Origin of the sequence: Achromobacter deleyi (genome assembly GCF_902859705.1) — a bacterium.
Taxonomy (GTDB): domain Bacteria; phylum Pseudomonadota; class Gammaproteobacteria; order Burkholderiales; family Burkholderiaceae_B; genus Achromobacter; species Achromobacter deleyi.
In genome coordinates, this window is sequence record NZ_CADIJO010000046.1 from 1 (window position 1) to 26,745 (window position 26,745).

The 26,745-nt window shown below is 66.8% G+C and carries 25 protein-coding genes and 2 pseudogenes; 11 read left to right on the top strand and 16 right to left on the bottom strand.

The window, feature by feature from the left end; all coding sequences use genetic code 11:
* A pseudogene (locus tag HV798_RS30765) lies at positions 1–269 on the bottom strand (SPOR domain-containing protein); the annotation flags it as partial.
* A gap of 9 nt (positions 270–278) precedes the next feature.
* Positions 279–1,964 carry an arginine--tRNA ligase gene (argS, locus tag HV798_RS30770; RefSeq protein WP_175195784.1) on the bottom strand — a complete coding sequence of 562 codons (1,686 nt, stop codon included), beginning with the start codon at positions 1,962–1,964 and terminating at the stop codon, positions 279–281.
* 313 nt (positions 1,965–2,277) lie between these two features.
* Here argS and HV798_RS30775 point away from each other — a divergent pair, with 313 nt between their 5' ends.
* From HV798_RS30775 to HV798_RS30800, 6 genes are all read left to right on the top strand, one after another.
* Positions 2,278–2,625 (top strand): DUF1840 domain-containing protein, encoded by a 348-nt coding sequence (locus tag HV798_RS30775; protein WP_025139992.1) that lies wholly within the window; start codon positions 2,278–2,280, stop codon positions 2,623–2,625.
* 95 nt (positions 2,626–2,720) lie between these two features.
* A complete protein-coding gene (locus HV798_RS30780) occupies positions 2,721–3,038 on the top strand; it encodes a hypothetical protein (RefSeq protein ID WP_025139991.1) in 318 nt (105 codons plus the stop codon).
* Positions 3,039–3,155: 117 nt separating this feature from the next.
* Positions 3,156–3,614 (top strand): type III secretion system chaperone, encoded by a 459-nt coding sequence (locus tag HV798_RS30785; protein WP_175195787.1) that lies wholly within the window; start codon positions 3,156–3,158, stop codon positions 3,612–3,614.
* A 33-nt stretch (positions 3,615–3,647) separates the two neighbouring features.
* Complete coding sequence (locus tag HV798_RS30790) at positions 3,648–4,070, top strand: type III secretion system chaperone (protein ID WP_175195789.1); 423 nt, start codon at positions 3,648–3,650, stop codon at positions 4,068–4,070.
* 25 nt (positions 4,071–4,095) lie between these two features.
* A complete protein-coding gene (locus HV798_RS30795) occupies positions 4,096–4,524 on the top strand; it encodes a CesT family type III secretion system chaperone (RefSeq protein ID WP_175216632.1) in 429 nt (142 codons plus the stop codon).
* 14 nt (positions 4,525–4,538) lie between these two features.
* Positions 4,539–6,965 carry a hypothetical protein gene (locus HV798_RS30800; RefSeq protein ID WP_175195793.1) on the top strand — a complete coding sequence of 809 codons (2,427 nt, stop codon included), beginning with the start codon at positions 4,539–4,541 and terminating at the stop codon, positions 6,963–6,965.
* A gap of 50 nt (positions 6,966–7,015) precedes the next feature.
* On the opposite strand, the gene HV798_RS30805 is transcribed toward HV798_RS30800, so the two are convergent.
* From HV798_RS30805 to HV798_RS30830, 6 genes are all read right to left on the bottom strand, one after another.
* Positions 7,016–7,816 carry a carbohydrate ABC transporter permease gene (locus HV798_RS30805; protein ID WP_025139986.1) on the bottom strand — a complete coding sequence of 267 codons (801 nt, stop codon included), beginning with the start codon at positions 7,814–7,816 and terminating at the stop codon, positions 7,016–7,018.
* Positions 7,813–8,688 carry a carbohydrate ABC transporter permease gene (locus HV798_RS30810; protein WP_035359840.1) on the bottom strand — a complete coding sequence of 292 codons (876 nt, stop codon included), beginning with the start codon at positions 8,686–8,688 and terminating at the stop codon, positions 7,813–7,815. Before HV798_RS30810 ends, HV798_RS30805 begins: the two co-directional genes overlap by 4 nt.
* A 13-nt stretch (positions 8,689–8,701) precedes the next feature.
* The gene (locus tag HV798_RS30815; protein WP_025139984.1) at positions 8,702–9,997 is read right to left on the bottom strand and encodes an ABC transporter substrate-binding protein; all 1,296 of its coding nucleotides are present in this window, start codon (positions 9,995–9,997) and stop codon (positions 8,702–8,704) included.
* Between the two features lie 33 nt (positions 9,998–10,030).
* Positions 10,031–11,086: an ABC transporter ATP-binding protein gene (locus HV798_RS30820; protein WP_175195795.1), complete on the bottom strand. Its 1,056-nt coding sequence runs from the start codon at positions 11,084–11,086 to the stop codon at positions 10,031–10,033.
* 119 nt (positions 11,087–11,205) lie between these two features.
* Positions 11,206–12,003, bottom strand: a complete 798-nt coding sequence (locus HV798_RS30825; RefSeq protein ID WP_175195797.1) for a phosphodiesterase — start codon at positions 12,001–12,003, stop codon at positions 11,206–11,208.
* Positions 12,004–12,041: 38 nt separating this feature from the next.
* On the bottom strand, positions 12,042–13,055 hold the full coding sequence (locus tag HV798_RS30830; RefSeq protein ID WP_175195798.1) for a LacI family DNA-binding transcriptional regulator: 1,014 nt from the start codon (positions 13,053–13,055) through the stop codon (positions 12,042–12,044).
* Positions 13,056–13,370: 315 nt separating this feature from the next.
* Between HV798_RS30830 and HV798_RS30835 the strand changes: the two genes are divergently transcribed.
* The gene (locus tag HV798_RS30835) at positions 13,371–14,699 is read left to right on the top strand and encodes an amidase (protein WP_175195800.1); all 1,329 of its coding nucleotides are present in this window, start codon (positions 13,371–13,373) and stop codon (positions 14,697–14,699) included.
* 136 nt (positions 14,700–14,835) lie between these two features.
* Here HV798_RS30835 and leuA read toward each other — a convergent pair whose 3' ends face one another.
* The 3 genes from leuA to HV798_RS30850 form a co-directional block, all read right to left on the bottom strand.
* Positions 14,836–16,545, bottom strand: a complete 1,710-nt coding sequence (gene leuA, locus HV798_RS30840) for a 2-isopropylmalate synthase (protein ID WP_175195803.1) — start codon at positions 16,543–16,545, stop codon at positions 14,836–14,838.
* A gap of 377 nt (positions 16,546–16,922) precedes the next feature.
* Positions 16,923–17,900: a tripartite tricarboxylate transporter substrate binding protein gene (locus tag HV798_RS30845; protein ID WP_175195805.1), complete on the bottom strand. Its 978-nt coding sequence runs from the start codon at positions 17,898–17,900 to the stop codon at positions 16,923–16,925.
* 196 nt (positions 17,901–18,096) lie between these two features.
* Positions 18,097–18,726, bottom strand: coding sequence for a hypothetical protein (locus HV798_RS30850; protein ID WP_175195807.1), 630 nt, complete (start codon positions 18,724–18,726; stop codon positions 18,097–18,099).
* A gap of 16 nt (positions 18,727–18,742) precedes the next feature.
* On the opposite strand from HV798_RS30850, the gene rpoN reads away from it, so the two are divergent.
* On the top strand, positions 18,743–20,170 hold the full coding sequence (gene rpoN / locus HV798_RS30855; RefSeq protein ID WP_025139976.1) for an RNA polymerase factor sigma-54: 1,428 nt from the start codon (positions 18,743–18,745) through the stop codon (positions 20,168–20,170).
* Positions 20,171–20,291: 121 nt separating this feature from the next.
* Positions 20,292–20,573: a (2Fe-2S)-binding protein gene (locus tag HV798_RS30860; protein ID WP_006392288.1), complete on the top strand. Its 282-nt coding sequence runs from the start codon at positions 20,292–20,294 to the stop codon at positions 20,571–20,573.
* Here HV798_RS30860 and HV798_RS30865 read toward each other — a convergent pair.
* Positions 20,543–21,460, bottom strand: a complete 918-nt coding sequence (locus HV798_RS30865; RefSeq protein ID WP_175195809.1) for a LysR substrate-binding domain-containing protein — start codon at positions 21,458–21,460, stop codon at positions 20,543–20,545. The genes HV798_RS30860 and HV798_RS30865 overlap by 31 nt on opposite strands.
* A gap of 179 nt (positions 21,461–21,639) precedes the next feature.
* On the opposite strand from HV798_RS30865, the gene HV798_RS30870 reads away from it, so the two are divergent.
* Entirely contained in the window at positions 21,640–22,503 is an 864-nt protein-coding gene (locus HV798_RS30870) for a DMT family transporter (protein WP_425486181.1), read from the top strand.
* Positions 22,504–22,870: 367 nt separating this feature from the next.
* On the top strand, positions 22,871–23,347 hold the full coding sequence (bfr, locus tag HV798_RS30875) for a bacterioferritin (RefSeq protein WP_025139974.1): 477 nt from the start codon (positions 22,871–22,873) through the stop codon (positions 23,345–23,347).
* 81 nt (positions 23,348–23,428) lie between these two features.
* Here the strand turns inward: bfr and HV798_RS30880 are convergent, their stop codons facing one another.
* The 4 genes and pseudogenes from HV798_RS30880 to HV798_RS30895 all read right to left on the bottom strand — a co-directional run.
* On the bottom strand, positions 23,429–24,130 hold the full coding sequence (locus HV798_RS30880) for a hypothetical protein (RefSeq protein WP_175195813.1): 702 nt from the start codon (positions 24,128–24,130) through the stop codon (positions 23,429–23,431).
* Between the two features lie 24 nt (positions 24,131–24,154).
* The gene (locus tag HV798_RS30885) at positions 24,155–25,762 is read right to left on the bottom strand and encodes a peptide chain release factor 3 (RefSeq protein WP_025139972.1); all 1,608 of its coding nucleotides are present in this window, start codon (positions 25,760–25,762) and stop codon (positions 24,155–24,157) included.
* A gap of 110 nt (positions 25,763–25,872) precedes the next feature.
* Positions 25,873–26,502: a LysE family translocator gene (locus tag HV798_RS30890; protein WP_006386996.1), complete on the bottom strand. Its 630-nt coding sequence runs from the start codon at positions 26,500–26,502 to the stop codon at positions 25,873–25,875.
* Between the two features lie 45 nt (positions 26,503–26,547).
* Positions 26,548–26,745, bottom strand: a pseudogene (locus HV798_RS30895) (DEAD/DEAH box helicase); the annotation flags it as partial.

Sequence of the window (26,745 nt, forward strand, 5' to 3'; positions counted from 1 at the left end):
GCCGTGGCGGTGGGGCCGGTGGGCGGCGTGCCCGCCGCGCCGTCGCGGCCATACAGGCCGGCGTTGGGGTCCGGCGCCTGGCGCGGGTCGGGCAGCTTGCCTGCGTCGCCCTGCCGGCTGGCGCGGTCCACGAAGGGCACGGGCGCCTTGGTGACGTAGAACGCCACGACTGCGGCCACGATCAGCCCGATGAGCAATCCGGCCAGCGCCCCGTACAGGGTGCTGCCGCTTTCGCCGGAACGGCGGGTGGGTTTGCGCTTGGTCGCCATGTACCGATGTTACATCCGCTCGGGGGCGGACACGCCCAGGAGCTCCAGGCCGTTGGCCAGCACCTGGCGCGTGGTCGAGGCCAGGCGCAGGCGTGCCAGCTTCAGCGCGGTGTCGTCGACCAGCACGCGTTCGGCGTTGTACCAGGCGTGGAAGTCGGACGCGCAGTCGCGCAGCCAGAAGGCGATGTGGTGCGGGGCCAGTTCCTGCGCGGCCAGGGCCACGATCTGGGGGAATTCGGCCAGGCGCTGCATCAGCGCGAATTCGGTCGGAGCCGTCAACAGGGACGCATCGGCCGCCGCCACGTCCGCCGCCGGCATGCCGGCGTTGTTCACGACCGAGCAGATGCGCGCGTGGGCGTACTGGATGTAATAGACCGGGTTTTCGTCGCTCTTGGACAGGGCCAGGTCGACGTCGAACACGAATTCGGTGTCGGCGCGGCGCTGGATCAGGAAGTAGCGCACGGCATCGCGGCCGACCCAGTCGATCAGGTCGCGCATCGTGACGTAGCTGCCGGCGCGCTTGGAGATCTTGACCTCTTGCCCGCCGCGCATGACCTTGACCATCTTGTGCAGCACGTAGGACGGGTAGTCCTTGGGGATGCCCTCTTCCAGTGCTTGCAGGCCGGCGCGCACGCGCGCCACGGTGCCGTGGTGGTCGCTGCCCTGGATGTTCACGGCGCGGTGAAAGCCCCGTTCCCATTTGGCCTTGTGGTAGGCCACGTCCGGCACGAAGTAGGTGTAGCCGCCTTCGCTCTTGCGCATGACGCGGTCTTTGTCGTCGCCCGTACCCAGTTCGGTGGTGCGCAGCCACAGCGCGCCGCCTTCTTCATAGGTATGGCCGCCGGCGATCAGCGCCTGCACGGTGGCCTCGACGCGGCCCGACGTGTAGAGCGAGCTTTCCAGGTAGTAGTTGTCGAACACCAGGCCGAACGCTTGCAGGTCCAGGTCTTGTTCGCGGCGCAGGTAGGCCACGGCGAAGACGCGGATGTCGTCCAGGCTGTCGATATTGCCGGTGGCGGTGACGGGTTCGCCGTCCGAGGCCTGGATGGTCTTGCCGGCCTGGAAGTCGCGGGCGATGTCGGCGATGTAGTCGCCCTTGTAGCCGTCGGCGGGCCAGTCGGGCGAGTCGGTCGTCAGGCCGCGGCCGCGCGCCTGCACGCTGATCGCCAGGTTCTCGATCTGGTTGCCGGCGTCGTTGTAATAGAACTCGCGCGTCACGTCCCAGCCGATGGCGTCGTACAGGCGGCACAGGGCATCGCCCAGCGCGGCCTGGCGGGCATGGCCCACGTGCAGCGGGCCGGTGGGGTTGGCCGACACGAATTCGACCAGGATCTTCTCGCCGGCGCGCGGGGCGCGGCCAAAGGCGGCGCCTTGCTCGGCCACGGCGGCGATGACGGCCTGGCGGGCGGCGGCGGTGACGCGCAGGTTGATGAAGCCGGGGCCGGCGATTTCAGCGCTTTCGACCAGGTCGCGGGCGCCGGGCTGGGCCAGCAGCGCTTCGACGATGGCCTGGGCCAGTTCGCGCGGGTTGCGCTTGGCCGGCTTGGCCAGCTGCATGGCCACGTTGGTGGCGACGTCGCCGTGGGCGGCGACCTTGGGGCGCTCCAGCAGCACAGTGGGCTGGGCGTCGGGCAGGCTCTGCGCAACGGCGGCCTGGATCAGGGAAATAAGCTGTTTTTGTTGCTCGGGGAGCATGGGCGTCTGGAGTAGTTCTGGGTGGGTGACGAAGGCGGCGACGGGTCGCGGCCGGGCCGGTGGCCCGCGCGAACGCCCTGGCGCAGCCTGGGGGGCGGGATCGGTGCGGCCGGCGAGGCGCAACCGCATGCGGGCGCCGGATTCTCGGCCGCCGGGGATCCTGCCGTCACGGGAATCTCCTGAATCATAGCTTGATTTGGCGGCGGCCACCGGGGCCGGGGCCCGCCCCAGGCGGCCTTGCGCGCCGGGTCAGTTGGCATCCCCGGGCCGTTGCGGTAGTGTAGAGAAGGCATTCTATGTAGGAGACGGGAATATGCTGATTACATTTCATTCCAAAGTCGTGGCAGAAGTCCTGATGCTTACCGACCATGCCGGCGCCCTGTTGCAGGCCGCGGGCAAATCCTTCGGCGACAAGATTCCCGAACGCGGTGTGTTCACCGTCGACCAGCTCGGCCCGGCCATCCAGGGCATCGAGCGGGCCATCGAAGAATCCCTGGGCCAGGGCCACCCCGCCGACGAAGAAGACGAAGACCAGGCCCCGGTGGCGCCCATGGCGCGCGCGGTCGGCCTGAAAGAGCGGGCGTTCCCCTTGCTGGACATGATGCGCCAGTCGCAGGCCGCCGGCGCCGAAGTCACCTGGGAAGTGTCCCGCGGCTGGTAGGCAATGTCGCCGGACGGACAATCTGTCCGGCGCTTTTTGCCTATCTTCGTGTTGCCGTCTCTTTGCGGCTGACGCCCTTTCAAGGAATCCCTGCCATGCGCAGCGACATCACGATCGTTTTCGACACCCGGCGCTCGCTGGACCTTTCGGCCAACGTCGAACCCAGCCCGCAGCGCCAGAACCAGGCCCGCGACTGGTTCGACGGCGCCTGGGAAACCCTGGGCTGCGAGCCCCTGCGCCCCAGCGGCAAGGTGCTGCTGCTGGACAAGGTGCTGGGCGTAGCCGACGCGCTGGGCTACGACACGCTGTCCACCGACGAAAAAGAAGCCCGCGAGTTCGCCGAGAACCTGGCGCTGGCGCTGGAGCGTCCGCGCATCACCGTGGACCTGCCCGGCCTGACGGTCGGCTACTGACCTGGCCTGACCTGACTGGGCGGAGTTCGCCCAAGGAACCAATCCTGGCTTGCCGTTACTCACGGGCAAGGACGGCCTGCGCCGTCCCTTGATTCCTCCCCTTGCGGAACCCGTGACATGAGCCAGGATCGCTATCTCGCCCTGTTGCGCGCCCACGCGCGCCGCCGCCCCGACCACGCCGATGTGGTGCAGGCGCAGGCGGTCGTCATCGACGGACGCCGCATCAGCCTGTGGTTCGAACCCGCCGGGCCCGACGCCGACCCGGACGACGGCCAACTGCTGTGCCGCACCGACGTGGCGCGCTTTCCTGGCGGTCCGTCCAACGCGGTCTGCCGGCTGCTGCTGCAGGCCAACAATCTTTGGGCCGGCACCCACGGCGCCACCTTGGGCCTGCGCGGGCAAGACACCGTGATGCTCAGTGCCGCGCGGCGAATCGGTTCGTTGACCCCGGCCACGCTGGATGCCTTGCTGGCCAGCCTGCAGGTGGACGCGCTGACCTGGGCCGCGCAACTGACGCGACCGGCCGGCGCCATCCGCACGGACGCCGACCCCGGCCTGCTGCATCTGCGCGCCTGACCCCGACCCCCTACGCGCTGGAGCCCCACGCCCATGTCTGAACAACGCTATCACGCAGCCCTGGCCGACCTTGCCCATCACATCGGTGTGGACGGGCAGGCGCTGGGTACCCGCCAGGAACTGGTCATCGACGGCGCCGCCATCGCGCTGGCGTATGTCGACGACGGACTGGGCGGCGCCATGGAAGGCGCCTGCCGCGTCGGCGCCCATCCCTTGCCCGCCGATCCGCCCGCCGGCCTGCTGACCTGGTTGTTGCAGGCCAATACCCTGGGCCCCGCCACCCGTGGCGCCACGCTCGGCCTGCAGCAATCCGGCCATCTGGTGCTGGCGCGCCGGCTGCCGCTGGACGTCGCGCCAGAGGGCCTGGCCCGCGCCTGGCGCGACCTGGCCGAAGCCTCGGCGCAGTGGTCCGCCGCCATCGACCAAGGGCTGGGCGGCGACGCCGGCCCCCGCTGAACCCGCTACGCGACAGGAACGAACCATGTCCCGCTATCAGACGCTGCTTGAAGACTATGCCCGCCTTGCCGGCCTGTCGCCGGTCGAAGACCTGGTGGCCCATCAGGAATTGGTCATCGCCGACATCGTCGTCGGCCTGTCGGTCGAGGGCGACGCCGACGCGGGCGATATCGCCTTCTTCGCCACCTTGGGCCGGCCGGCGCCGCAGGTGGCCCGCGACAAGCTGTTGCAGCTGATGCTGGAAGCCAATGCCCTGTGGGTGGGCACCGGCGGCTGCACCCTGGGCTTGCAACCGGGCACCGGCGCGGTGCTGCTGTGCGCCCGCGCCCCGCTGGCCCTGTGCGATGCCCGGGCGCTGGCCGCGGCCCTGGACGCCTTCGCCGATGTCGCGCTGCTGTGGCGGGATGTCGTGCAGGGCCGGGTCACGCCGGAACTGCCGCAACTGGCCGTCTGACCGGGAGCGCCATCATGTTCATCAATCCCAATGCGAGCCGCGTGGTGGGCGGCGAGGCGCCGTCGCCGCAGGACACAGCCAGCGGCACGGCGTCCCGGATCGGATCGTCGCCGCAACCCGGCCAAGGCGGGCTGCAAGGCACGATGGTGTCGGTGGGCGAAGGCGGCACGGCCGCCCTGCGCGACGATGCGGCGCAGAGCCGTGGCTGGTTCGGCGGGGTGTTTTCCGCCCTCTGGCAAGCCGCCGAGGACTTCACCACCGCGATGCATGGCGACCCGCTCGAGGACGAGGATTCGGTCCACGATTCGATCCACGCCGATAGCGATGTAGGGGACGATGTGCGCAGCGAGGTCGACGAAGACGGCACGCTGACCGAGGTGGATGACGACGACGAAGAGTTCTTCGACTGCGATGACGATGGCGTCGCCGCGTACAACGCCCGCCAGCAGGAACGCCAGGCGGTATCGGGCGGCCCGACGGTCCAGCCCCAAGCCCTGGACGACGTGCCGATCCTGCCGCTGTCGTCCTTGCTGGGCGATGTCGGCGAGGCGCAAGGAGTCCAGGTCCAGGTCGATACGCTGCCCGCACGCGAGTCGGTGCAGCAGCAGACGCAACAGCAGCAGGAAGGCATCATGGGCCGCCTGCTGCGATACGGCGGCAATGCGCTGGGTGCGGTCACGTCGACGGTGGCCAGCACCGCGTCGAGCGTGGCGCGCACGGTCGGCGGCTATCTGCCGGGCGGGGGCACGCCGGTGGCCGAAAGCGCCAGCGTCGCCGCCAGCACCCCGGTATCCGAGCGCAATCTGGCGCGCGCGGGCGAAGTCGCGGGCAAGATCGACGAGCAGATGGCCAAGCTCAATGAGCAATTGCGTCGCATGGGCGGCGGCGGCGATGCGCTGCGCGTGCCCGACGGCGAACGGCTGAACACGCCCACGCTGTCGACCTGGGACACGCTGTCGCGCTGGAACCACCAGGCGCGCGGTGCGTTGTCGGCGGGCTTGACCACGCTGGGGTGGACCACCGCCGCGGTGGCCATACCCACCGCGACCAGCGTCATCACCACGCCGATGGCGCTGTCGCCAACGTCCATCGGGATCAACGCCACCGCCATGCTCGGGGGCGCCTACCTGGGCCTGACCGCGCTGCGCGATTTTCCGGAGCTGGCCAGCAATCGGGCGGCGCTCAGCCTGGTCGAGAGCACGCTGCAATCGCTGCAACCGCAGTTCAAGGAACTGGACAACCTGATCGCCCAGGAAGCGTCGCGCCAGACCGCCACCGATCGCACGATGCTGGTGTCTTTGGAACGCGCCCCGCGCCTGGACGCGCTGCAACGCGAATTGGCGCAGGTCGGCGAAGCGCTCAAGACCGCGCCGTCGGCGCCGGCGCAAGGTGTCGAATCGCGCCACCCCGTCGCCTTGGGCGATGGCCAGGCACGCACGCAGACGCTCAGCCTGGCCGCGCGCGCCAAGTCGGCATTCCAGTCATTCTTCGGCTCGATTGCGCGGGGGCTGTCCAGCGCCGGCCGCTTCCTGGCCGACCTGCCCAATGTGCCGGGCCGCCTGCTTGAACGCCGTGCGGCGGGCAAGAGCGAACTGGCCTACACCCAGGGCGCCGGCCGCAGCGCGCTGGGCATCCTGTCTGCCCCGCGTGACGGTGGCATCGTGCTGGGGGGCGTCGACGTGCGCGTGATGCAGCGCGCCGCCGATGCAGGGGGCGCCAGCCTGGCCCTGCCCGACGTGCGTCGCCAGATGCATATCGGCGAAAACCTGACGCACGCTTTGCGTGCCAGCGACAAGCCCGCTTTCGGCGCGATAGCGGTGGGCGAAGGGACGCAGCAGGTCGCGGCCACGGCCAACCTGACCACGGCGCGCGCCATGGCCTGGTATTTCGCTGCCGCCGCGGATGCGCAGGAAAGCGGCAATACCCAGCCGCCCACCGTTACCCGCAACACCGACGGCAGCCTGTCGGTGGCCGACCCCGACCGCAAGCTCTACAGTTTCCTGATGCATGCGCCGTCGGTACACACCGGCGCCATGGCTGGCGAAGACGGCACGCGTGAACCGGGCCGGTTGACGCTGGACGACCATCGCCGCGGCTTTCCGGACGGTGCGCGCGGCATGCAATTCGAAACCGCGCTGAACGCGGACGGAGGCGCCGAGCTGCGCATCCGCTTCGTGACCGAGCGCGCGCAGCCGGTCTTCACGCCGCTGGCCAACGAGCGTGCTGTGTTGCTGTCGATGTACCAGGCGCTGCACAGCCCGGCGCAAGCGGGCGAGCCGCAGGCGGATTTTTCGGGATGGTCGCGCGATCGGCTGGAGGCGCACCAGTCGTCGCTGATCGCGGCCTTGCAACGCGAGACAACCTTGATGGCCGGCGACCAGCAGCAGATCCGCGAACTGCGGGATTGGCAGAACCCGGCTTTCCTGGCGGGCAGGGCCTAGCGCCTGAATGGGCAACGAATGGGCGGGACGTCAGTCCCGCCCCGTGCCCGTCAGCGGATGCCTGCCCGCATGAACGATTGCACGAACTGGCGCTGGAACAGCAGGAAGGCGATCAGCAAGGGCGCCGCCGACATCAGCGTGGCGGCGGTGATCACCGACCAGTCGATGCCCTGGTCGGTCGACGAGAACACCTGCAGGCCGACCGTCAGCGGCCGTGATTCGACCGAGTTGGTGATGATCAACGGCCACAGGAAGTTGTTCCAGTGGTGGCTCACCGACACCAGCCCGTAGGCCACGTAGATCGGCTTGGCCAGCGGCACATACACCTTCCACAGGATCTGCAAGGCGTTCGCGCCTTCCATGCGCGCGGCCTCTTCCAGTTCGCGCGGCACCGTCTTGAACGTCTGGCGCAGCAGGAAGATGCCGAAGGCCGACGCGAAGTACGGCAGGCCGATGGCGAACACCGTGTCGCGGATGCCCAGCTGGCTCATCGAACGGTAGTTTTCCACCAGCAGCACGTCCGGCATGATCATCAGCTGCAGCAGCACCAGCATGAAGACGAAGTCGCGGCCGCGGAACTCGAAGCGGGCAAAGGCGTAGCCGGCCAGCGTCGACAGCACCAATTGCGCGGCCAGCACCATCGTCACCAGCAGGAAGGTGTTGGCGAAATAGCGCGGAAACGGCGCGGCCTGCCAGGCCCGTGCGAAGTTATCCAGCGTCAGCGGGGCAAACAGGTCAAAGCGCGTGGCGTAGGCCGGCGGATGGAAGGCCGCCCACATGGCGTAGGCCAGCGGCAGAATCCAGAGCAGGCCCAGCGCCCAGGCGCCCAGGGTATCGAGCTTGTCTTTCATTGATAGTGCGTCCTGCGGTCCAGCCAGCGGAACTTGATCAGCGCGGTCAGTGCCAGCACCACCAGCAGCACGACGGTCAGGGTCGCGGCGTAGGCGGTATCCCAGAAGCTGAAGCCCACCTGGTAGATGTAATACAGCAACAGCGTGCTGGCGTTGTCGGGCCCGCCTCGGGTCATCACCACCACGTGGTCGACCAGCCGGAAGGCATTGATCAGCGCGTTGATCAGCACGAACAGCGTGGTGGGCATCAACAGCGGCCACAGCACGCGCCGGAAGTACTGCCAGCGCGACGCCCCTTCCAGCATGGCGGCTTCACGCAGCGACGGCGATACCGTCTGCAAGGCGGCCAGGTAGAAGATCATGAAGAAGCCCGATTCCTTCCATACGGTCACCAGCATCAGCGCGGGCAGCGCGGTTTCGCGGTTGCCCAGCCAGTTGGGCCCGGGCGAGCCGAACAGCTGCATCACCTGCGCGATCAGCCCGTACTGCGGCGTGTAGAAGAACAGCCAGATGTTGGCCACCGCCACCATGGGCAGCACGGTCGGCGTGAAGTACGCCATCCGCAGAAAACCGCGGCCGCGCAGGTTGCGGTTCACCCACAGCGCCATGACCAGCGCAATGCCGATCGAGGTCGGAATGGTGCCCAGCGCAAACCACAGGTTGTTCCACAGCGACTGCCAGAACACCGGGTCGTCGCGCATGACCGCATAGTTGTCCAGCCCGACGAAGCGGGCCGGGCGCGCGCCCTTGGGAGTTGAATAGAAGCTGTGCCAAAGCGTCGCCAGCGCCGGGTAATGCGTGAACGCGGCGAGCAGCACGATGGCCGGCAGCAACAGCAGCCAGCCATAAAGCGCATTCAAAGAGCGGCTCATCGTGCTTGGCGGTCTACTTGTAGGAACGCAGGATGCGATCGGCTTCGCGCTGGGCGTCCGTCAGCGCCTGCTGGGGCGTCTTGGAACCCGTCAGCGCCGCTTGCAGGGCGTCGTTCAGGGTCTTGGTGACGCGCTGGTTCTCGTGGGTCGAGAATTCAGCCACGCTGACCTGCAACTGGTCGCGCGCCACGGCGGCGGCCGGCACTTCCTGCGCGTACTTCTTCATCTTCTCGGTCTGCCAGGCGGCCGGCGTCACGGCGACGTAGCCGGTGGCGATGCTCCAGTCAGCCGCGCGTTCCGGCGTGGTGGCCCACTGCGCGAACTTCAGCGCGGCCTGCTGCTGTTCGGGCGTGCCGCTCTTGAAGATGTAGAAGTTGCCGCCGCCGGTCGGGCTGCCGCCGCGCTTTTGCTGCGGCATCATCGCCACGCCGAACGGGAAGTCGGCGTTCTTGCGGATGTTGGTCAGGTTGCCGGTGGTGGTCCAGATGATCGCGGCCTTCTTTTCCAGGAAGTCCTTGGGCGTGGTGCCCCAGTCGATCGTGCCGGTGGGCATGACCTTGTGCTTGGCCGACAGGTCACGCCAGTACTGGGCCGCTTCCACCACGGCCGGCTTGTCCAGGTAGACCTCGTTGCCGGCCTCGTTCATCAGGATCGCGCCGTTGGGCGTGGTCAGGGCCTGGAACAGCCAGTAGGCGAACGCGCCGCCCGACGGGATCTCGATGCCCCACTGCGTGGTGTTGCCGGAGGCGTCCTGCTTGGTCAGTTTCTTGCCGTATTCGACCAGTTCGGCCCAGGTGGCGGGCGCGCGCTCCGGGTCCAGGCCGGCGGCCTTGAACAGGTCCTTGTTGTAGTACATCACGATGGTCGAACGCTGGAACGGAATGCCCCAGGTGTGTCCGCCCGTGCGGCTGTTCTGCATGAAGGCGTCGTAGAAGCCGCCCAGCCACTGCTTGTCGGCGTCGCTCTTGGCCAGCGAATCCACCGGCACGATCGCGTCCTCGTCGATCAGGGTGAACATGTCGGTCGACAGCAGCACGGCCAGTTGCGGCGGCGTGCCGCCCTTCAGGGCGGTCAGGGCCTTGGCGATCGAATCCTGGTACGAACCCGCGTAGATCGGCTTGATCTTGATGTTGGGGTTTTCTTTCTGGAAGTCCGCCACCATGTCGTCGACGATCTTGGTGATGGGGCCGCCCACGGCGACCGGGTAATAGAACTCCACTTCGACGGGCTTTTGCTGTGCCTGCACGGGCAGCGACAGGCAGGCGGCGGCAAGGCTGGCGGCCAGGGTCTTCAGTACGATGCGTCGCATGATTGCGTTTCCTTTCCTGTGGATTGGGCGTCTTCAGCGCCCGACGGTGTTGATGACCGCCGAATCGGCGGCAAAGAAATGCTGTTGTTCCGCGGGCCACGACAGCCGCAGGGCTTCGCCGGCGCGGGCGCGCAGGTGTCCGCCCACGCGCACCGCCACGCCGCTGGTGTCGCCGACCCGGCACACCACGATGGAATCGGCGCCGAAGTACTCGACGCTTTCCACGGTGGCGGCGATGCCGTCGCCGTCGATGCGGATGTGTTCGGGTCGCACACCCAGCTTGGCGGCGCCGGCCGGTGCGCCGGCCACGGCGGGGCCGTGGGAGCCGGCGATCACCGTGGCGCCGTGCAGCGTCGTCAGGCCGATCAGGTTCATGGGCGGCGTGCCGATGAAACGGGCCGCGAATTCGCTGGCCGGGCGGGCGTACAGGCCGTCCGGCGTGTCGTGCTGTTCGATCTGGCCGCCGCGCAGCAGCACCACCTGGTCGGCCATGCTCATGGCTTCGGTCTGGTCGTGCGTGACGTACACCATCGTGATGCCCAGGTCCTGCTGCAACGCGCGGATCTCGCGGCGCATTTCATGGCGCAGTTGGGCATCCAGGTTGGAAAGGGGTTCATCCATCAGGCACACCGGCGCTTCGGAAATCACCGCGCGGCCCAACGCCACGCGCTGTTGCTGGCCGCCCGACAATTGCGAGGGCTTGCGGTCCAGCAGATGGCCCAGGCCCAGCAATGACGCCACGCGCTGCAAGCGGCGGTCGAAATCGCGCGCCGGTTCCTTGCGGACCTTCAGGCCGAACAGGATGTTCTCGCGCACCGACAGATGCGGAAACAGCGCATACGACTGGAACACCATGGAAATGCGGCGCTTGGCCGGCGGCAGCTGCGTCACGTCGCGGTCGCCGATGTGGATGGTGCCCGAGGTGGGCGTGTCCAGGCCGGCGATCATGCGCAAGGTGGTGGACTTGCCGCAACCCGACGGCCCCAGCAGTACCGTGAAGCTGCCTGCCGGCACCGTGAAGCTGACGCCGTGGATGGCGGCCGCGTTGCCGTACTGCTTGGTGAGGTTATCCAGAACGATGGATGACATGCTGTCTCGTAGATCTAATTGTTAGATCCGCCCCGTGTCGCGTGCAATGAAATCCTTTTCATTGTGCAGCGCAAACATGACGGACATATGGCATTGTGTTTGTAATCGAGAATCCCGCCTCAGGCGAAGGGATACGGACCGGGGTATTCCCCAATCACCGCGTGGTGCGTGACCAGTGCGTCGTCGTGCCACCAATGCAGCTGGTAGCCCGGCGGTTCCATGATGTATTGCAAGGTCGGGCGCTCGCCCAGTTCCAGCGCCAGCTGATGCGCGGTGCCCGGACAGGTCGATGCAATGGTGCCGCCGAAGCGCCGGAAGATGGTGCGGTGCAGGTGGCCGCACAACACGCGTTCCACGTTCGGATAACGCGCCACGATCTGTTCCAGTTCAGGGGCACCTGCCAACAGGCCGATGGCATCCATGTGCTCGATGCCGGTCACGAAGGGCGGGTGGTGCATCAGCACCAGCGTCGGTCGGCCGGGCTGTTCCGCCAGGCGTGCCGCCAGCCAGCCCAGGCGGTCGGCGCACAGCTCGCCATGGCTTTTCATGGGCACTACGGTATCCAGCGCCAACAGGCGCAGCGGATAGGTCTCGACCGCGTACTGGATGAACGGCCCCTGCCCTTGCAGGTAGCCGTGGTCCGGGAACGCGGCGCGCAGCTCGGCGCGGTCGTCGTGATTGCCGGGCAAGAGGAAATACGGAATCTCCAGGGCCTGCAGTTGGTCGCGCAGCGCCTGGTATTCGTGGGGCTTGCCCAGGTCGGTCAGGTCGCCCGTGATCAGCACGCAATCGGGGCGCGGCGTCAGCGCATTGAGCGCGCGCACGGCGGGCCCCAGGAAGGCGGCGGGGTCGATGATGCCGTAGGCCTTGTCGCCTGGCGTGCGCATGTGCAGGTCGGTGATCTGGGCGATAAGCATGGCGGATATCTCTTGCGGGGTATCTGGAAAAAAGGAAATCAGCGGCGCACGGGCGCGGCGGTGCCGCCGACGACGATGCAGTGCGGCAGGCGATTCGATTGCGGGGGCTGGCCGTGGATCTGCGCCAGCAGGTTCGAACAGGCGGCCTGGCCGATGCCGTCGCTGGGTTGCGCCACGGTGGTCAACGGCGGCGTCAGCAAGGCGCCGAAGCGCATGCCGTCAAAGCCGCAGACCGAGATGTCGTTCGGCACCGACAGGCCCAACGCTACCAGGTCGGCGATGACGGCCGTGGCCAGCAGGTCGTTCGAGCAGAACAGCGCGGTAGGCGCCTGCTTGCCGCGCAGCGCGCCCTTCAGGGCCTCGGCGTCGCTGCCCGTATGGGAATTCATGGCGATGTGCTGGATCGGTTCCAGGCCCAGCTTCTTGGCGCAGGCGCGGGCGCCCATCAGGCGGCGGCGCGCGCGGTCGGACGCCGTCAGCGGGCCGGTCACGATGGCGATGCGGCGGTGCCCCAGCGCCGCCAGGTGCGACACCATGTCGATGGCGGCGGCGCGATTGTCGACCGACGCATACGGATGGGCGGCCGACTCGTTGTAGACCAGCACGTAGGGCATGCCGGCGCTGTCCAGGTCGTCCAGCGTGGCGCTGCGCGCGGCATCCGCCACGGTCAGGATCAGGCCGTCGACCTGGTGGTCGATCAGGCCCTGCACCGCGGCCGATTCCACCGCGGGGTCGTAGCCAGTGGCGGTCAGCATGACGCTGTAGCCCGATTCGCGGGCCCGCCGTTCGGCGCCTTCGAAGCATTCGGCGAAGACGGGATTGGACAGCGTGGGCAGGATCAGGCCGATGGTGCGCGTGCTGCCCGAACGCAGGCTGCGGCCGACGCGGTTGGGCCGAAAGCCCGCACGCTTGGCGATGGCGCGGATATGCGCCAAGGTATCGGGGTGCACGATTTCCGGCTGGTTGAAGGCGCGCGAAACCGTGGCCGGCGAAACGCCTGCTTTACGGGCCACTTCGATAATGGAAAAGCGGGGCGAGGCGCGCGACACCATGTCTACATTGCTGCCGGTTTGCTGAAAACGTTTTCATCTTACAAGACAATTATGACCTTTGTGTTGCACGCGTTTGCGCTATGCTGATAACAACGCAACAACATAAGGCCAAGGCGCGACGCGCGCGGAAATGCCCCGAAAAACGCGGTTTTTCAGTGCTTTTCCTAATTGACGCGACGCGCACAATGGCTGGGTTTGTCACAACCGGCGCGCATCATGCCGCGGCGGATCGGGATAAACCCCAGGTCAAGGGGACCGGGTGCGGAAGTGTCAGTACCGCGCATATCGCGCGGCACCGGGATAGAGGAAAGGATCATGTCTACTGCCTTAAACAGACTTGGCGCGCTTGAAGCGGCGCGCAAGCTGCAACGGCGCGAATTGACTGCGGTGCAATTGGTGCGCGCCTGCTTTGCGCGCATCGAGCAACGCGAAAACACCATCCATGCCTGGACGGCGCTGCAAAAGCAGGCTGCCCTGGATCACGCCGAAGCGCTCGATCGCGGCGCCCTGCGTGGGCCGCTGCATGGTTTGCCCATCGGTGTGAAGGACCTGTTCGATACCGCCGACCTGCCGACCCGCTATGGCTCGCCCATCTACGAGCGGCACAATCCGGGGCTGGACGCCGCCGCCGTGGCCTTGTGCCGCCATGCCGGCGCCGTGGTCATCGGCAAGACGGTCACCACCGAATTCGCCACCTACCAGGCGGGTCCCACGCGCAACCCGCGCAACGAAGCCTATACGCCGGGCGGCTCGTCCAGCGGCTCGGCCGCGGCCGTGGCCGACGACATGGTGCCCTTCGCGCTCGGTTCGCAGACCGCGGGCTCCATCATCCGCCCCGCGTCGTACTGCGGCATCGTCGGCTTCAAGCCCACCTTCGGCGCCATTCCGCGTGCCGGCGTGAAAAGCCTGGCCGAATCGCTCGATACCGTGGGCGGCTTTGCCCGCTCGGTGCCCGACGTTGCCTTGTTCGCCTCCGTGCTGATGCGCGACCCGCGCATGCTGGACCTGGCCTACGACGGCAAGCCGCGCGTCGGCATGTATCGCAGCCTGCAGTGGCGGCATGCGCAATCCGAAACCAAGGAAGCTTTCGCCCAGGCCGCGGCCACGCTGTCGCGCGCTGGCGCCCACGTCGAAGAAGTGCCGCTGCCGCCCGAAGACTGCATGCTGGTGCAGCTGCATTCGGACATCATGGCGTTCGAAGCCTCGCAGTCGCTGGCCTACGAACGCCTGGAACACGCCACGCAGCTCAGCGCCAAGATCCAGGCGGTGCTTGAAGCCGGCGCGCAGATCACCGCCGAAGAGCACATCAAGAACCTGGCACGCGCCGCGGAATCGCGCGCCCGCGTGGAACAGTGGTTCGACAAGTACGACATCCTGCTCGCGCCAAGCGCCAGCGGCGAAGCGCCCTTTGCCGATCTGGGCACGGGCGACCCGCAGTTCTCGCGCGCCTGGACGCTGTTCGGTCTGCCGTGCCTGAACCTGCCCTTCGCCACCGGCCCGCAGGGCCTGCCCGTCGGCTTGCAGCTGATCGGCCGGCGCTACGACGACCACCGCACGCTGGCGATTGCCGCCTGGGTGCACGAGCGCCTGCTGGCCGCCCGCGAACCGGACATCGGCGCATCCGACATGTGGCCGCGCGGCTGATCGCCTGCTGCGATTCATGCAAAAAGAAAGCCCGCCGGATAAAGGCGGGCTTTTTGTTGTGCGGCGCCGCCTCATGATAAGAGGCGGGCGTTGGGGGTGACGGCGGTAAGCCCACCCCCTGCTTCCGGGTTGCGGATCACGCGGCCTCGGCGGCCTCTTGTTCGGTGGTGACGGCGCCAGCGTTGATGTGGCGGTTCACGGCGCTCAGCACGGCCTGGAACGACGCGGTCACGATGTCGCGGTCGATGCCTACGCCAAAGCCCGTGCTGGATTCACCGACGCGCAGTTCCACGTAGGACGCGGCGCGGGTGTCGGTGCCGGTGCCGATGGCGTGCTCGTGGTAGTCCATGATGCGAACCGGCACGTCCAGCGCAGCCACGAAGGCCGAGATCGCGCCGTCGCCCTTGCCCGTCACGATGCGGCGTTCGCCGTTGTATTCGAGTTCGGCTTCGATGCTGAAGTGCTGGCCTTCGCCGGCCGACGGGTTGCCGTCGATGCGGTGGCGGATCAGCTTCCAGGGGGTCTTCTGTTCGAGGTATTCGCGGTTGAAGATCGTGTGCACGTCGTCGGCGGTGACTTCACGGCCGGTCTCGTCGGTGACGCGCTGGATGGCGCGGCTGAATTCGATCTGCAGGCGGCGCGGCAACACCAGGCCGTGTTCCTGTTCGAGCAGGTACGACACGCCGCCCTTGCCCGACTGGCTGTTCACGCGGATCACGGCGTCGTAGCTGCGGCCGAGGTCGGCCGGGTCGATCGGCAAGTACGGCACTTCCCAGACGGCGTCGGCCTGCTGCAAGGCAAAGCCCTTCTTGATCGCGTCCTGGTGCGAACCGGAGAAGGCCGTGAAGACCAGGTCGCCGGCATACGGATGGCGCGGGTGGACGGGCAACTGGTTGCAGTACTCGGCGCAGCGGCGCACTTCGTCGATGTCCGAGAAGTCCAGGCCCGGGTGCACGCCTTGGGTGTAGAGGTTCAAGGCCAAGGTCACCAGGTCGACGTTGCCGGTGCGTTCGCCGCTGCCGAACAGGCAGCCTTCGATGCGGTCGGCGCCGGCCATGACGGCGAATTCGGCGGCGGCCACGGCCGTGCCGCGGTCATTGTGCGGGTGCACGCTGAGCACGATGCTGTCGCGGCGCGCCAGGTTCTTGTGCATCCACTCGATCTGGTCGGCGTACAGGTTGGGGCTGGTGGCTTCGATGGTGGCGGGCAGGTTCAACACCATCTTGCTTTGCGGCGTGGGCTGCCATACATCGGCCACGGCGTTGGAGACTTCCAGCGCGAATTCGGGTTCGGTGGTGCTGAAGACCTCGGGCGAATATTCGTAGCGCCATTGCGTTTCGGGGCGCTGCGCCACGTATTGCTTGATCAAGCGCGTGCCGGTGGTGGCGATGTTCTTGATCTCGTCCTTGGACATGTTGAAGACGACCTTGCGGAAGGCCGGCGCGCAGGCGTTGTACATGTGCACGATGGCTTGCTTGGCGCCCGCGGCGGCTTCAACGGTGCGGCTGATCAGGTCTTCGCGCGACTGGGTCAGCACGATGATGGTCACGTCGTCGGGAATGCGCTTTTCTTCGATGAGCTTGCGCACGAAATCGAAGTCGGTCTGCGAGGCCGACGGGAAACCCACTTCGATTTCCTTGAAGCCGATCTTGACCAGTTGTTCGAAGAAGCGGAGCTTGCGCTCGACGCTCATGGGTTCGATCAAGGCCTGGTTGCCGTCGCGCAAGTCGGTGCTCATCCAGATCGGCGGCTGCGTGATGCGGCGGCTGGGCCAGGTGCGTTCGGAAAAGTCGCGGGCAAACGGCGCGAAGGGGACGTATTTGGTGGACGGGTTGGCAAGCATCATCACTACACCTCGATCAGTTTCTTTCGGTTGGGTGCTGAATCCGGATGGCATGCGGCCGACAGGCGCTCTGATGCCAAGGGGTTCGCCGAGTCTGGCGAGGGGGATTCAGTTTTGAAAAAGGGAAATCGCGTGTGGCAAGCGTGGCTGCCGAGCTACCACGGGGACACTAGGCCCGGCAACCGATCGGTAGGTATAGCGATAGCGCGATGGACGAGATCGAAGCGCGCAGGCCGGCAACCGGAGCGGCGGAGCGTCCGGTGGCAATCGCGAGGGAGGTGCGGTAAGCGGCCATAGGGTGCTAGTCAAACATACTTTTCGGGCAAGCGCAAATGAAAGCGCGATAAAAAAGCCGGGGACAGATCTGCCCCCGGCATGGCTTATTGCGTCTGCATGTGGCCGTTTTTCACGACCTTGCCCAGGCGTTCGCGTTCGTTGGCGGCAAATTCAACGAAGCTGGCGCGCGAGCCGCCGCCGGGTTCGATGCTGCTCTGGCGCAGCGCATCCTGCACTTCCTTGGTCTGCAGCGACTTCTCGATGGCGGCGTTCATCTTGTCCAGCACGTCGGCAGGCGTGCCGGCCGGCGCGTACAGGCCGGCCCAGTGGCCGATGCGGATGGCGGGGAAGCCCAGTTCGGCGGTGGTGGGGATGTCCGGCGCGCTGGCCATGCGCTTGTCCCAGGTGGTGGCCAGCGCCTTGAGCTTGCCGGCCTGGATCAGGGGCAGCGTGACGATGCTGGCTTCCGACGTCGCATCGACCTGGTTGCCGATCACGGCGGTCACGCCTTCCGAGCCGCTCTTGTAGGCGATGGGCTCGACCGGCAGGCCGGTGGCTTCCTTGACCATCTCGGCCACGAAATGCGGCGTGCTGCCGTTGCCGGCCGTCGAGAACGTGATACGGTCCGTCTTGGCCTTCTTGGCGCGCTCGACGAAGTCCTTCAGGTCTTTGGCCGGGTTGGACGGGTTGGCCACGATCACCGACGGGGTCACCGTCAACAGCGCGACCGGGGTCAGTTCTTCGTCTTTGTAGGGTTGGTCCGAACGGATCAGGCTGTTGGTCACCGTGCCATTGCTGCCCACCAGGTAGGTGTAGCCATCGGCGGCGCTGCGCGCGACGTGCGCGGCGCCGACCACGCCACCGGCGCCGGGACGGTTTTCCACGATGACGGGCTGGTTCAGGGTCGAGCCCACCGCCTTGGCGATGATGCGCGCGACGAGGTCGTTGGCGCCGCCAGCGCTGAACGGCGCGACGAACGTGATGGGTTTGTCGGGCCAGGCGGCGGATGCCGGGGCGGCGGCGAAAGCGGCCGAGCAGGCCAGCAGCAAGCCGGCGGCATACCGGACAGGGGTGCGGAACATGAAAAACAACTCCAGGGGGCCGGCCGCGCATCCGGCGTGTCTCGTCAGCCGGGTGGTTTTATTGGAAGGGTGCGCAGCCCGCGGTTGCGCGAGCCTGGAGGCGTCAGTATAGGGGAGCCCGGCTGGCAGGGCACTGAAACAATCAGGCCGCCTCGTGGCGGCCTGAAAGCAAGAAAAGCGTCTGAGAAAAAAGGCCTTAGCGGGCCGGGCCGCCGATGCGCGGTTCGATGTAGCGTTCGCGTTCGCCACGGGGTTCCGCGCGGGTGTCGCGGCGGTCGTCGCGGGGCGGCTTGGCGGTCGTGCCTTCGAGGATCTCGGCCTGTTCGGCCACCATCGCGATCTTGCCGATGCGGTTGTGGCGGATTTCCGACAGCGAGCGTTGCAGGTCGCCGACGGTGAAGGGTTCTTCGCGGGTGCCCCAGGTCCAGCGCAGCACGCCCAGGGACTCTTCGGACAGCTGGGGCGCCAGATCGGCCAGAACGCCGGTGCTGATGGGGGTGGCGCGGCCGGAGGCCAGGCTGGCCGAGAGCCAGGCGCGCACGATGAAGAAGACGATCAGGGTCCAGATGCCGGCGGCGACCCACCAGATGTACGGATTGACCTTCTGGACCATGTCCATGGTGGGCTGGCCCAGCGAATGCAGGAATTCGTAGTTGACGCGCTTGCCGAAATCCAGGATCCAGGAGGCGGCGAGATACCAGACGATCACCGCGACGGCGATCACGATCGCACGCACGAGGACTCTGGGAAGCGCCAGTTTGAGCAAGGTCTGACCGATCAGTCGGCAATCCTGGCGAACGCGTGCGGGCGAAGTCTGATTCATCATGCAAAATATTGTACCTATGACCCGTCCAATTTTAGAACTGCGGCCTGGCCAGCATCTGACGCTGACCCCTCAACTGCAGCAATCCATCCGATTGCTGCAGCTGTCCACGCTCGATCTCGAGGCGGAGATCTCGCAAGTGCTTGCGGATAATCCGTTGTTGGAACGCGACGATGAGCCGTCGTCGGTCGAGACGCAGGCGGAATCCGAACGCGAATCTTCGGTGCAGGACGACGAACCGGCCGCCGAACGCGAGACGCCGGTGGACGAAATGCCGGGTTCGGGCGGCGTCTATCCCGACGACGATTCCAGCCTGCCCGAGGCCGCCCGGCCCGACACGCTGCGTGAATACCTGCTGGGCCAACTGGTGCTGACGCGCGCGGCGCCGCGCGACGCCACCCTGGCGGCGCTCTTGATCGACGAGCTGGACGAAAACGGTTACCTGGGTTCGCCCCTGGAAGAGATCCTGGGCTGGCTGCCGGCCGATTCCGAGCCCGACCTGGACGAACTGCGCGCCGCGCTGTCGCTGTTGCAGTCGTTCGATCCCATCGGCATCGGCGCGCGCGACATGTCGGAATGCCTGCTGTTGCAATTGCGCAACCCGGACCTGTCACGGCTGCCCGAGGCGGCCGATCCCAAGGTACTGGCCTGCGCCCGCCTCATCTGCAGCCAGCACCTGGCGCTGCTGGCCACCGGCAACAACGCCCGCCTGTGCGCGGCGGTGGGCTGTGACGAGGCCACGCTGCGCGCGGCCCACAGCCTGATCCTGCGTCTGGAGCCCCGCCCCGGGCGCGCCTGGACCGTGCCCGCGGCCGATTACGCCGTTCCTGACGTCATCGTGCGCAAGACGCGCCGCGGCTGGCAGGTGACGCTGAACAGCGCCGCCGTGCCGCGCCTGCAGATCAACGGCCTGTATGCGCAGATGTTGAGCAACCAGAAGGAATCCGCCCACGCCGGCCTGCAATCGCAACTGCAGCAGGCCAAGTGGATGATCCGCAACGTCGAGCAGCGCTTTGACACCATCTTGCGCGTGGCCCAGGCCATCGTCGAACGCCAGACCGCCTTCTTCAGCCAGGGCCCGGCGGCGATGCGGCCGCTCATCCTGAAAGACATCGCCGGCGAGCTCGGCCTGCACGAATCCACCATTTCACGGGCCACAACGCAGAAGTACATGCTCACTCCGTTCGGCACGCTGGAACTCAAGCGCTTCTTCGGCGCCGGGGTCTCCACGGACGGCGGCGATGCGACGTCGGCCACGGCGGTGCAGACCTTCATCCGCCAGATGGTGGCCGACGAGAACCGGGCCAAGCCCCTGTCGGACAGCCAGATCATGGAGAAACTGGCCGACCAGGGCATCGTCATCGCCCGCCGGACGGTGGCCAAATACCGCGAAGCCCTGCGGATTGCACCGGCTGCGCTGCGCAAGGCGCAGGCTTCGGCCCGCTGAATCGGGGACGGACGGTTTCGAAAACGTCCCTTATTTCAACGGGTTGCGTGACAAATCGGTTGCAAATTTTTTTGCATGCGGGGACTTGCCAGTACCGGAATAATTTTCGATAATTATTCTCATGTACATTTGCGTATGTAATGCCATCACCGAACGCCAAGTCCGCGCCAGCGTGGACGCGGGCGCGACGTCGCTTTCCGACCTGCAGTTCGAGCTGGGCGTAGCCACGTGCTGCGGCTGCTGTGCGGCCACCGCCGCCGAATACCTGCCGGGCGGCCGCTGCTCCAGCGTGTGCGATGTGCGCTCGATCGCCGTTCCGGTCAATCCGCCGGCCGCCATGGCCGAACCGGGTGCGGCCGCGGCGAACAGCAGCTATCCGGTCATCCAGGTCGCCGTCGCCTGAACGGCGCCGCCCTCCACGGCTCGCAGGCTTTGCCCCGCGAGCCGTCGCATTTCTGCTTCACAAAACTCCCTGATCGTTTCCGCCAGATCGCGCACCGCTTCACGTGCGGGCTGCGACACGCATAACGCCAGCTCGGACGACGGCACAGCGGGAAATGCCTCGTCCACCTGCCGATGGCCAGCCGCCATGCAGCGGCGTTCCAGCAAGGCCACGCCCAACCCCCCTGCCAGCGCAGCCTGCAGCCCCATCAGGTTGGGGCTTTCGTAGGCGATGCGCCACCGGCGTCCGGCCTGCTCCAGCGCATGGATGGCGCGGTTGCGGTAGATGCACCCCTGCGGAAAGGCGACCAGCGGCACGGGTTCGGTCGCAGCCGGCAGGTCGCCCGGGCCCGCGATCCAGTGCAAGTGTTCTGGCCACGCCGCCAACGCGCTGCCGGCGCCTGGCTCGCGTTTGAGCAGGGCGATGTCCAGATCGCCGCGATCCAGGCCGCGCGTCAGGGCAACGGTCAGGTCGCAGCGCACCGACAGCTGGACGGCCGGCCGGGCGCGGGCAAATTGCGCCACGATGGCGGTCAGCGTATCGGCCGCGAAATCGTCCGGAATGCCCAGCCGGATCACCTCGACCCGCTTGCGGCCGCTGACGGCCTCGCGCACCTCGGTGGACAGCGCCAGCATGCGCCTGGCGTAGCCGAGCAGACGTTCGCCGTCTTCGGTCAGGTGTACCTGGCGGCCGTCGCGTACGAAGAGTGCGCACTCCAGCGTTTCTTCCAGCTTGCGTATCTGCTGGCTGACGGTGGATTGGCTGCGGTGCACGCGTTCGCCCGCGCGCGTGAAACCGCCCGCGTCCACCACCGAGACAAAGCTGTGCAACAGATCGAGATCCAGCATGGCAATCGCCTTTCCATTGGTTTTTCAAATACTTTTGATCCAAATAAAGCGTTTGTCAATGGATGGGGCCGCGCCCAGAATGGGCTCCTCATTCCTGCCTGTCTACCTTGGACCCGCCCATGAAGGCGTCATCGACCCTCCCCGCTTCCCTGCCCGCAGCCTCGCCCGACAGCACGCCCATGGGCGTGGCCTGGGCCCCCATCGCGGCCTTCTGCTTTCTGTGGAGTTCGGCGTTCGCGGCGGCCAAGATCGCGGTGCGTGACTGTCCGCCGCTCACACTGTTGACGGTGCGCTTTCTGATCGCGGGGGCGTTGATGCTGGGCGTGGCGGTGGCCAGCGGCCGCTGGTCGCGTCCCAGTGGCCGCGACGTGGCATCGCTGGTGCTGCTGGGCGTGCTGAACAACGCGCTCTACCTGGGTCTGAGCTGGAGCGGCATGACCACGGTGTCGTCTGCCTTCACGGCCGTGCTGATCAGCACCAATCCGCTGCTGATCGGCGTGCTGGCCGGGCCCGTGCTGGGCGAGCGGCTGGGCTGGCGCAAGATGCTGGGCCTGTGCCTGGGCCTGGCCGGTGTGGCGCTGGTGCTGCGCTCGCGCCTGTCGGGCATGCAGGAGGACCTGCATGGCACGTTGCTGGTCACGGGCGGGTTGGTGGCGCTGGTGGCAGGCACCTTGCTCTACAAGCGCTTGAAGCCCACGACAGGCCTGTGGACAGCCACGGGCATTCAATCCCTGGCAGGCGCGGTCGCATTGTTGCCGGTCGCGCTGCTGCACGAGAACATCGGCGATGCACGCTTCACGGCCAGCCTGTTCTGGAGCATGGCCTACATGATCGTGGCGGTGTCCATCGGCGGCTATTACCTGTGGTTCATGATCCTGGGCCGCGCCAGCGCCACCGCGGCCAGCGCGCTGCATTTCCTGATGCCGCCGCTGGGCCTGCTGTTTGGTTGGGTGGTGCTGCGAGAGTCGGTGTCGTGGATGGATCTGCTGGGCATCGTGCCGATCGCGTTCGGCATCTGGCTGGCCACGCGCCGCGCGCCTTGAGCGACAAGGCATTGCAGCAGGTTGTTCAGGCACAACGTGGCGCGTTGACGGCAATCCCTGCGCAAAACCGCCGCGTGTCTACGTGCGTATCGCGTGATGCTGCCTTGAATATGGGCGGATTCGCGCGATGCGCGCGCTTGCAAGGCGCGAATAACCTGCGCTGGGCCTGCAAATCATCACGCACACATACTCATTCTCATTTGTTTGTCGCTTTCTTGTAGCGCTCGTAAAGCGGTTTACCAAATGCACGCCAAGGCTAGTCGCGGCCCTGCGCAGGATGGTAGTCTGCCGGGGTTGCGTACTCGCGGCATCGTGCGCTTCTTGTCGCGATGCGATGCGCGTCGCGCCTGACTGCAAGGAGTCCATTATGAAAGGCGATAAAACCGTCATCCAGTTTCTGAACAAGCAACTGACCAACGAACTGACGGCCATCAACCAGTATTTCCTGCATGCCCGCATGCTGAACCACTGGGGCTTCGACAAGCTGGGCAAGCACGAATACGAAGAGTCCATCGGTGAAATGAAGCATGCCGATCGCCTGATCGCGCGCATCTTCATGCTCGACGGCCTGCCCAACCTGCAAGACCTGCATAAGCTGCTGATCGGCGAAGACGTGCCCGAGCTGCTGGCCTGTGACCTGAAGCTGGAACAAGCCGCCCACGCCACCGTGCGTGAAGCCATTGCCCACTGCGAATCCGTGCGTGACTACGTGTCGCGCGATCTGTTCCAGGACATCCTGGACGACACGGAAGAGCACATCGACTATCTGGAAACCCAGATCGACCTGATCGACAAGGTCGGCCTGCAGAACTACCTGCAAAGCCAGATGTCCGTGCCCGAGTGATTGTCATCGAGGCATGAAAATGGCGCCCCTGGGGGCGCCATTTTTTTTATCTGCGCATTCAGCGCGGCAACGCGCAAGTGCTTATTGCGGACGGGCCGGGCATTCGGCCATCGTGCCCCAGGCGCGATTGGGCGCACAGTACTTGTTGCGGGCGGCCCAGGAACACGAGGGGCGCTCGAAGAAGCCTTGGGAGGCGCACTGCGCCAGTTCGCGCTTGAGCGCATCTTGCCAGCCGGGCGCGCCAGGGGCGGGCGACGAGTTGGGCGGGGGCGGCTGCACCATCTGCGGGTTGCCGTAGCCGCCGGCCTGCACTTGGGCCGGGGCCTGTTGGGCCTGGCCGCCGTTGACGGCGGTGCCGGTGCCGGGCGCCTGCAGGTCGAGCGTGCTGACGTCGGACGAGCCCTGCGGCAGCGGCACTTCGGAAGCGGCAGCGATTTCGCGCGCCTGTTCCTGGGTGATGCGTTCGCGCGAGAGCTTCACGGCCGGGTCGCTGACGGTGTCGAACAGGGACACCGTGTTGATGGCCCATTCGCGATCGGCCGGCTTGTCGGGCACGCCGAGCGTGCCGTCGATGCGCGGCTGCGGCGGCTGGGCCACGTAGGGACGCCCGTTGGCGTCGAGCACGGGCTGCTGCGACGCGGCCGCATCCTGGCCGGGTGCAGGCGCGGCGGGCGGCGCATGCGCCACCAGCCAGTCACCCAATTGAATACCGCCCCAGGCCGACGCGCCGAGCGCCAGCAGAAGCGTTGCGAATAATAAACGCCAAGACATTGCTACCCTCATGTGCCGTGCGGTACCCGAACGGGTCTACGCCTTGTCTCCGAAGACCTTGCCGCCGTGCTCTCGCATGGCGTGGAATTTCACATCCGGATACAGTTCTTCGGCTACGCGCAACTGCGCAGGAGAACTGATCAAAAACGCCGCCGCATCGACCACATCATAGGCGATATGAGCCGCATTGGCATCCATGAACTTGCGCAGCGCCTTGGGGTTTTCAGACGTAATCCAACGTGCCATTGTGTAGCGCGAAGGCAGCATCCGGGCGTCTACGCCGTACTCGGTTTTCAGGCGGTGGGCGACCACTTCGAACTGCAGTTGGCCGACCGCGCCCAGCAGCAGCGAGCCGCCGGCGGCCTCGGGGCGGAACACCTGGATGGCGCCCTCTTCCCCCAGCTGAGTCAGGCCGGTGCGCAATTGCTTGGTGCGCAGGGGGTCCTTCACTTCGACCGCCTGGAACAGTTCGGGCGCGAAGAACGGCAGGCCGGTGAACTGCAGGGTTTCGCCTTCGGTCAGCACGTCGCCCAGTTGCAGCACGCCGTGGTTGGGAATGCCGATGACGTCGCCGGCATAGGCTTCGTCGAGCAGCTCGCGGCGTTGCGACAGGAACGACACCACGTTGTTGGGGCGCATTTCCTTGTTGGTGCGCGCGACCTTCAGGCGCATGCCGCGTTCGAAGCGGCCGGAGCTGACGCGCACGAAGGCGACGCGGTCGCGGTGGGCCGGGTCCATGTTGGCCTGCACCTTGAAGACGACGCCCGTGAACTTGGGTTCTTCGGGCTGCACTTCGCGTTGCAGGGCCATGCGCGGGCCGGGCGGCGGAGCCTGTTCGACCAGGGCGTCCAGCACTTCCTGCACGCCGAAGTTGTTGATGGCCGAACCGAAGAACACCGGGGTCTGCTTGCCGGCCAGGAACTGCGCGCGGTCGAACGCCGGGGCGGCTTCGTTGATCAGTTCGATTTCGCCGCTGGCCTGATCGAAGGCCGAGCCGAAGCGGCGGCCGATCTCGGGGTTGGTCAGGCCTTCGATGAAGTCGTCGTTGTCCGAGCGGCGCTCTTGGCCGGGGCGGAACACGCGCATGCGGTCGCGGCGGATGTCGAACACGCCGCCGAAGGCCTTGCCCATGCCGACGGGCCACGAGAACGGCACGGCGTCCATGCCCAGGTGGCCTTCGATCTCGGACAGCAGTTCGAGCGGTTCGCGCACTTCGCGGTCCATCTTGTTGATGAACGTGATGATGGGCGTGTTGCGGGCCCGGCAGACCTGCAGCAGGCGGATCGTCTGCGGCTCGACGCCGTTGGCGGCATCGATCACCATCAGCGCGGCATCGACGGCCGTCAGCACCCGGTAGGTGTCTTCGGAGAAGTCCTGGTGGCCCGGGGTGTCGAGCAGGTTGATGACGCAGTCGCGGTATTCCATCTGCATCACCGAGGACGCCACGGAAATGCCGCGCTGCTTTTCGATTTCCATCCAGTCGGACGAGGCGTGGCGCGACGCCTTGCGCGCCTTGACGCTGCCGGCGATCTGGATCGCGCCTGCGAACAGCAGCAGCTTTTCGGTCAGCGTCGTCTTGCCCGCGTCAGGGTGGGAAATGATGGCGAACGTGCGGCGCCGCGCGACTTCTTGAGGGATGTTCATGATCGGAGGATTCTACTCAACGCCGCATTTCAGTCCGGCGCGGTCCGGTATCGTGCATCAAAACAAGCGGGGCACGCGCCGCTGCCGGCGCGTGCCCCGCGCGAAAAAATTCAGGAATGGCGGCGGAACGACGCCAGGAACACGCCGGCCAGGATGAACAGCGAACCGAAGGTGCGGTTCATCCAGCGGATGTGCTTGGCGTCGCGCAGCAGGCGCAGCACGCGGGCGGCCAGCAGGGTGTAGACACCCATCGCGACCAGGTCGGTGAACGCCAGCGTGCCCGCCAGCGCCGCGTACTGCGGCGTCAGCGGCAAGGCGGTATCCACGAACTGCGGCACCACGGCCAACAGGAACACCGTGCCCTTGGGGTTCATGGTGTTGATCAGGAAGCCGCGCATGACCAGCTCGCGGATCGAGGCCTGCTTGGGATCGCCCGCGTCCACCGCGACGGGCGCGGCGTCGGTGCGGATCTGGCGCACGCCCAGGTAGATCAGGTAGGCCACGCCCAGGTACTTGACCACGTTGAAGGCCATCTCGGACGTGGCCAGCACCGCGCCCAGGCCGACAGCGACCACGACGAACTGGAACAGGATGCCCATGATGAGGCCGGCCGTGTTCCAGTAGCCGCGCGCGAACCCGTATTTCAGGCCGGAAGACATGGCCGAAATGGCCCCTGCGCCGGGAGAGAACGAAATGGCCCAGGAGGCCAGGAAGAACGTCAACCAGGTTGAGAGGGGCATGATGGCGCGGGTCCGTGGATCGCTGTGGAAGGGTTGCCTGGAATATTACTTGGACAGCAGCGCGGCGCGGGGCGACCCTGCCGGACGGCCCGAGCCGCCGTTGCCGGCGGGACGTGCCGAGCCTTCGGGGCGGCGGTGGTTCTGCTGCGGGCGGGCCTCGTTGCGGCCGGCGTGGGCCGGACGCTCGGCGGGTTTGCCATCGCGGGGGGCCTGGCCGCCACGGCTTTCGCCGCCGGCGCGGGC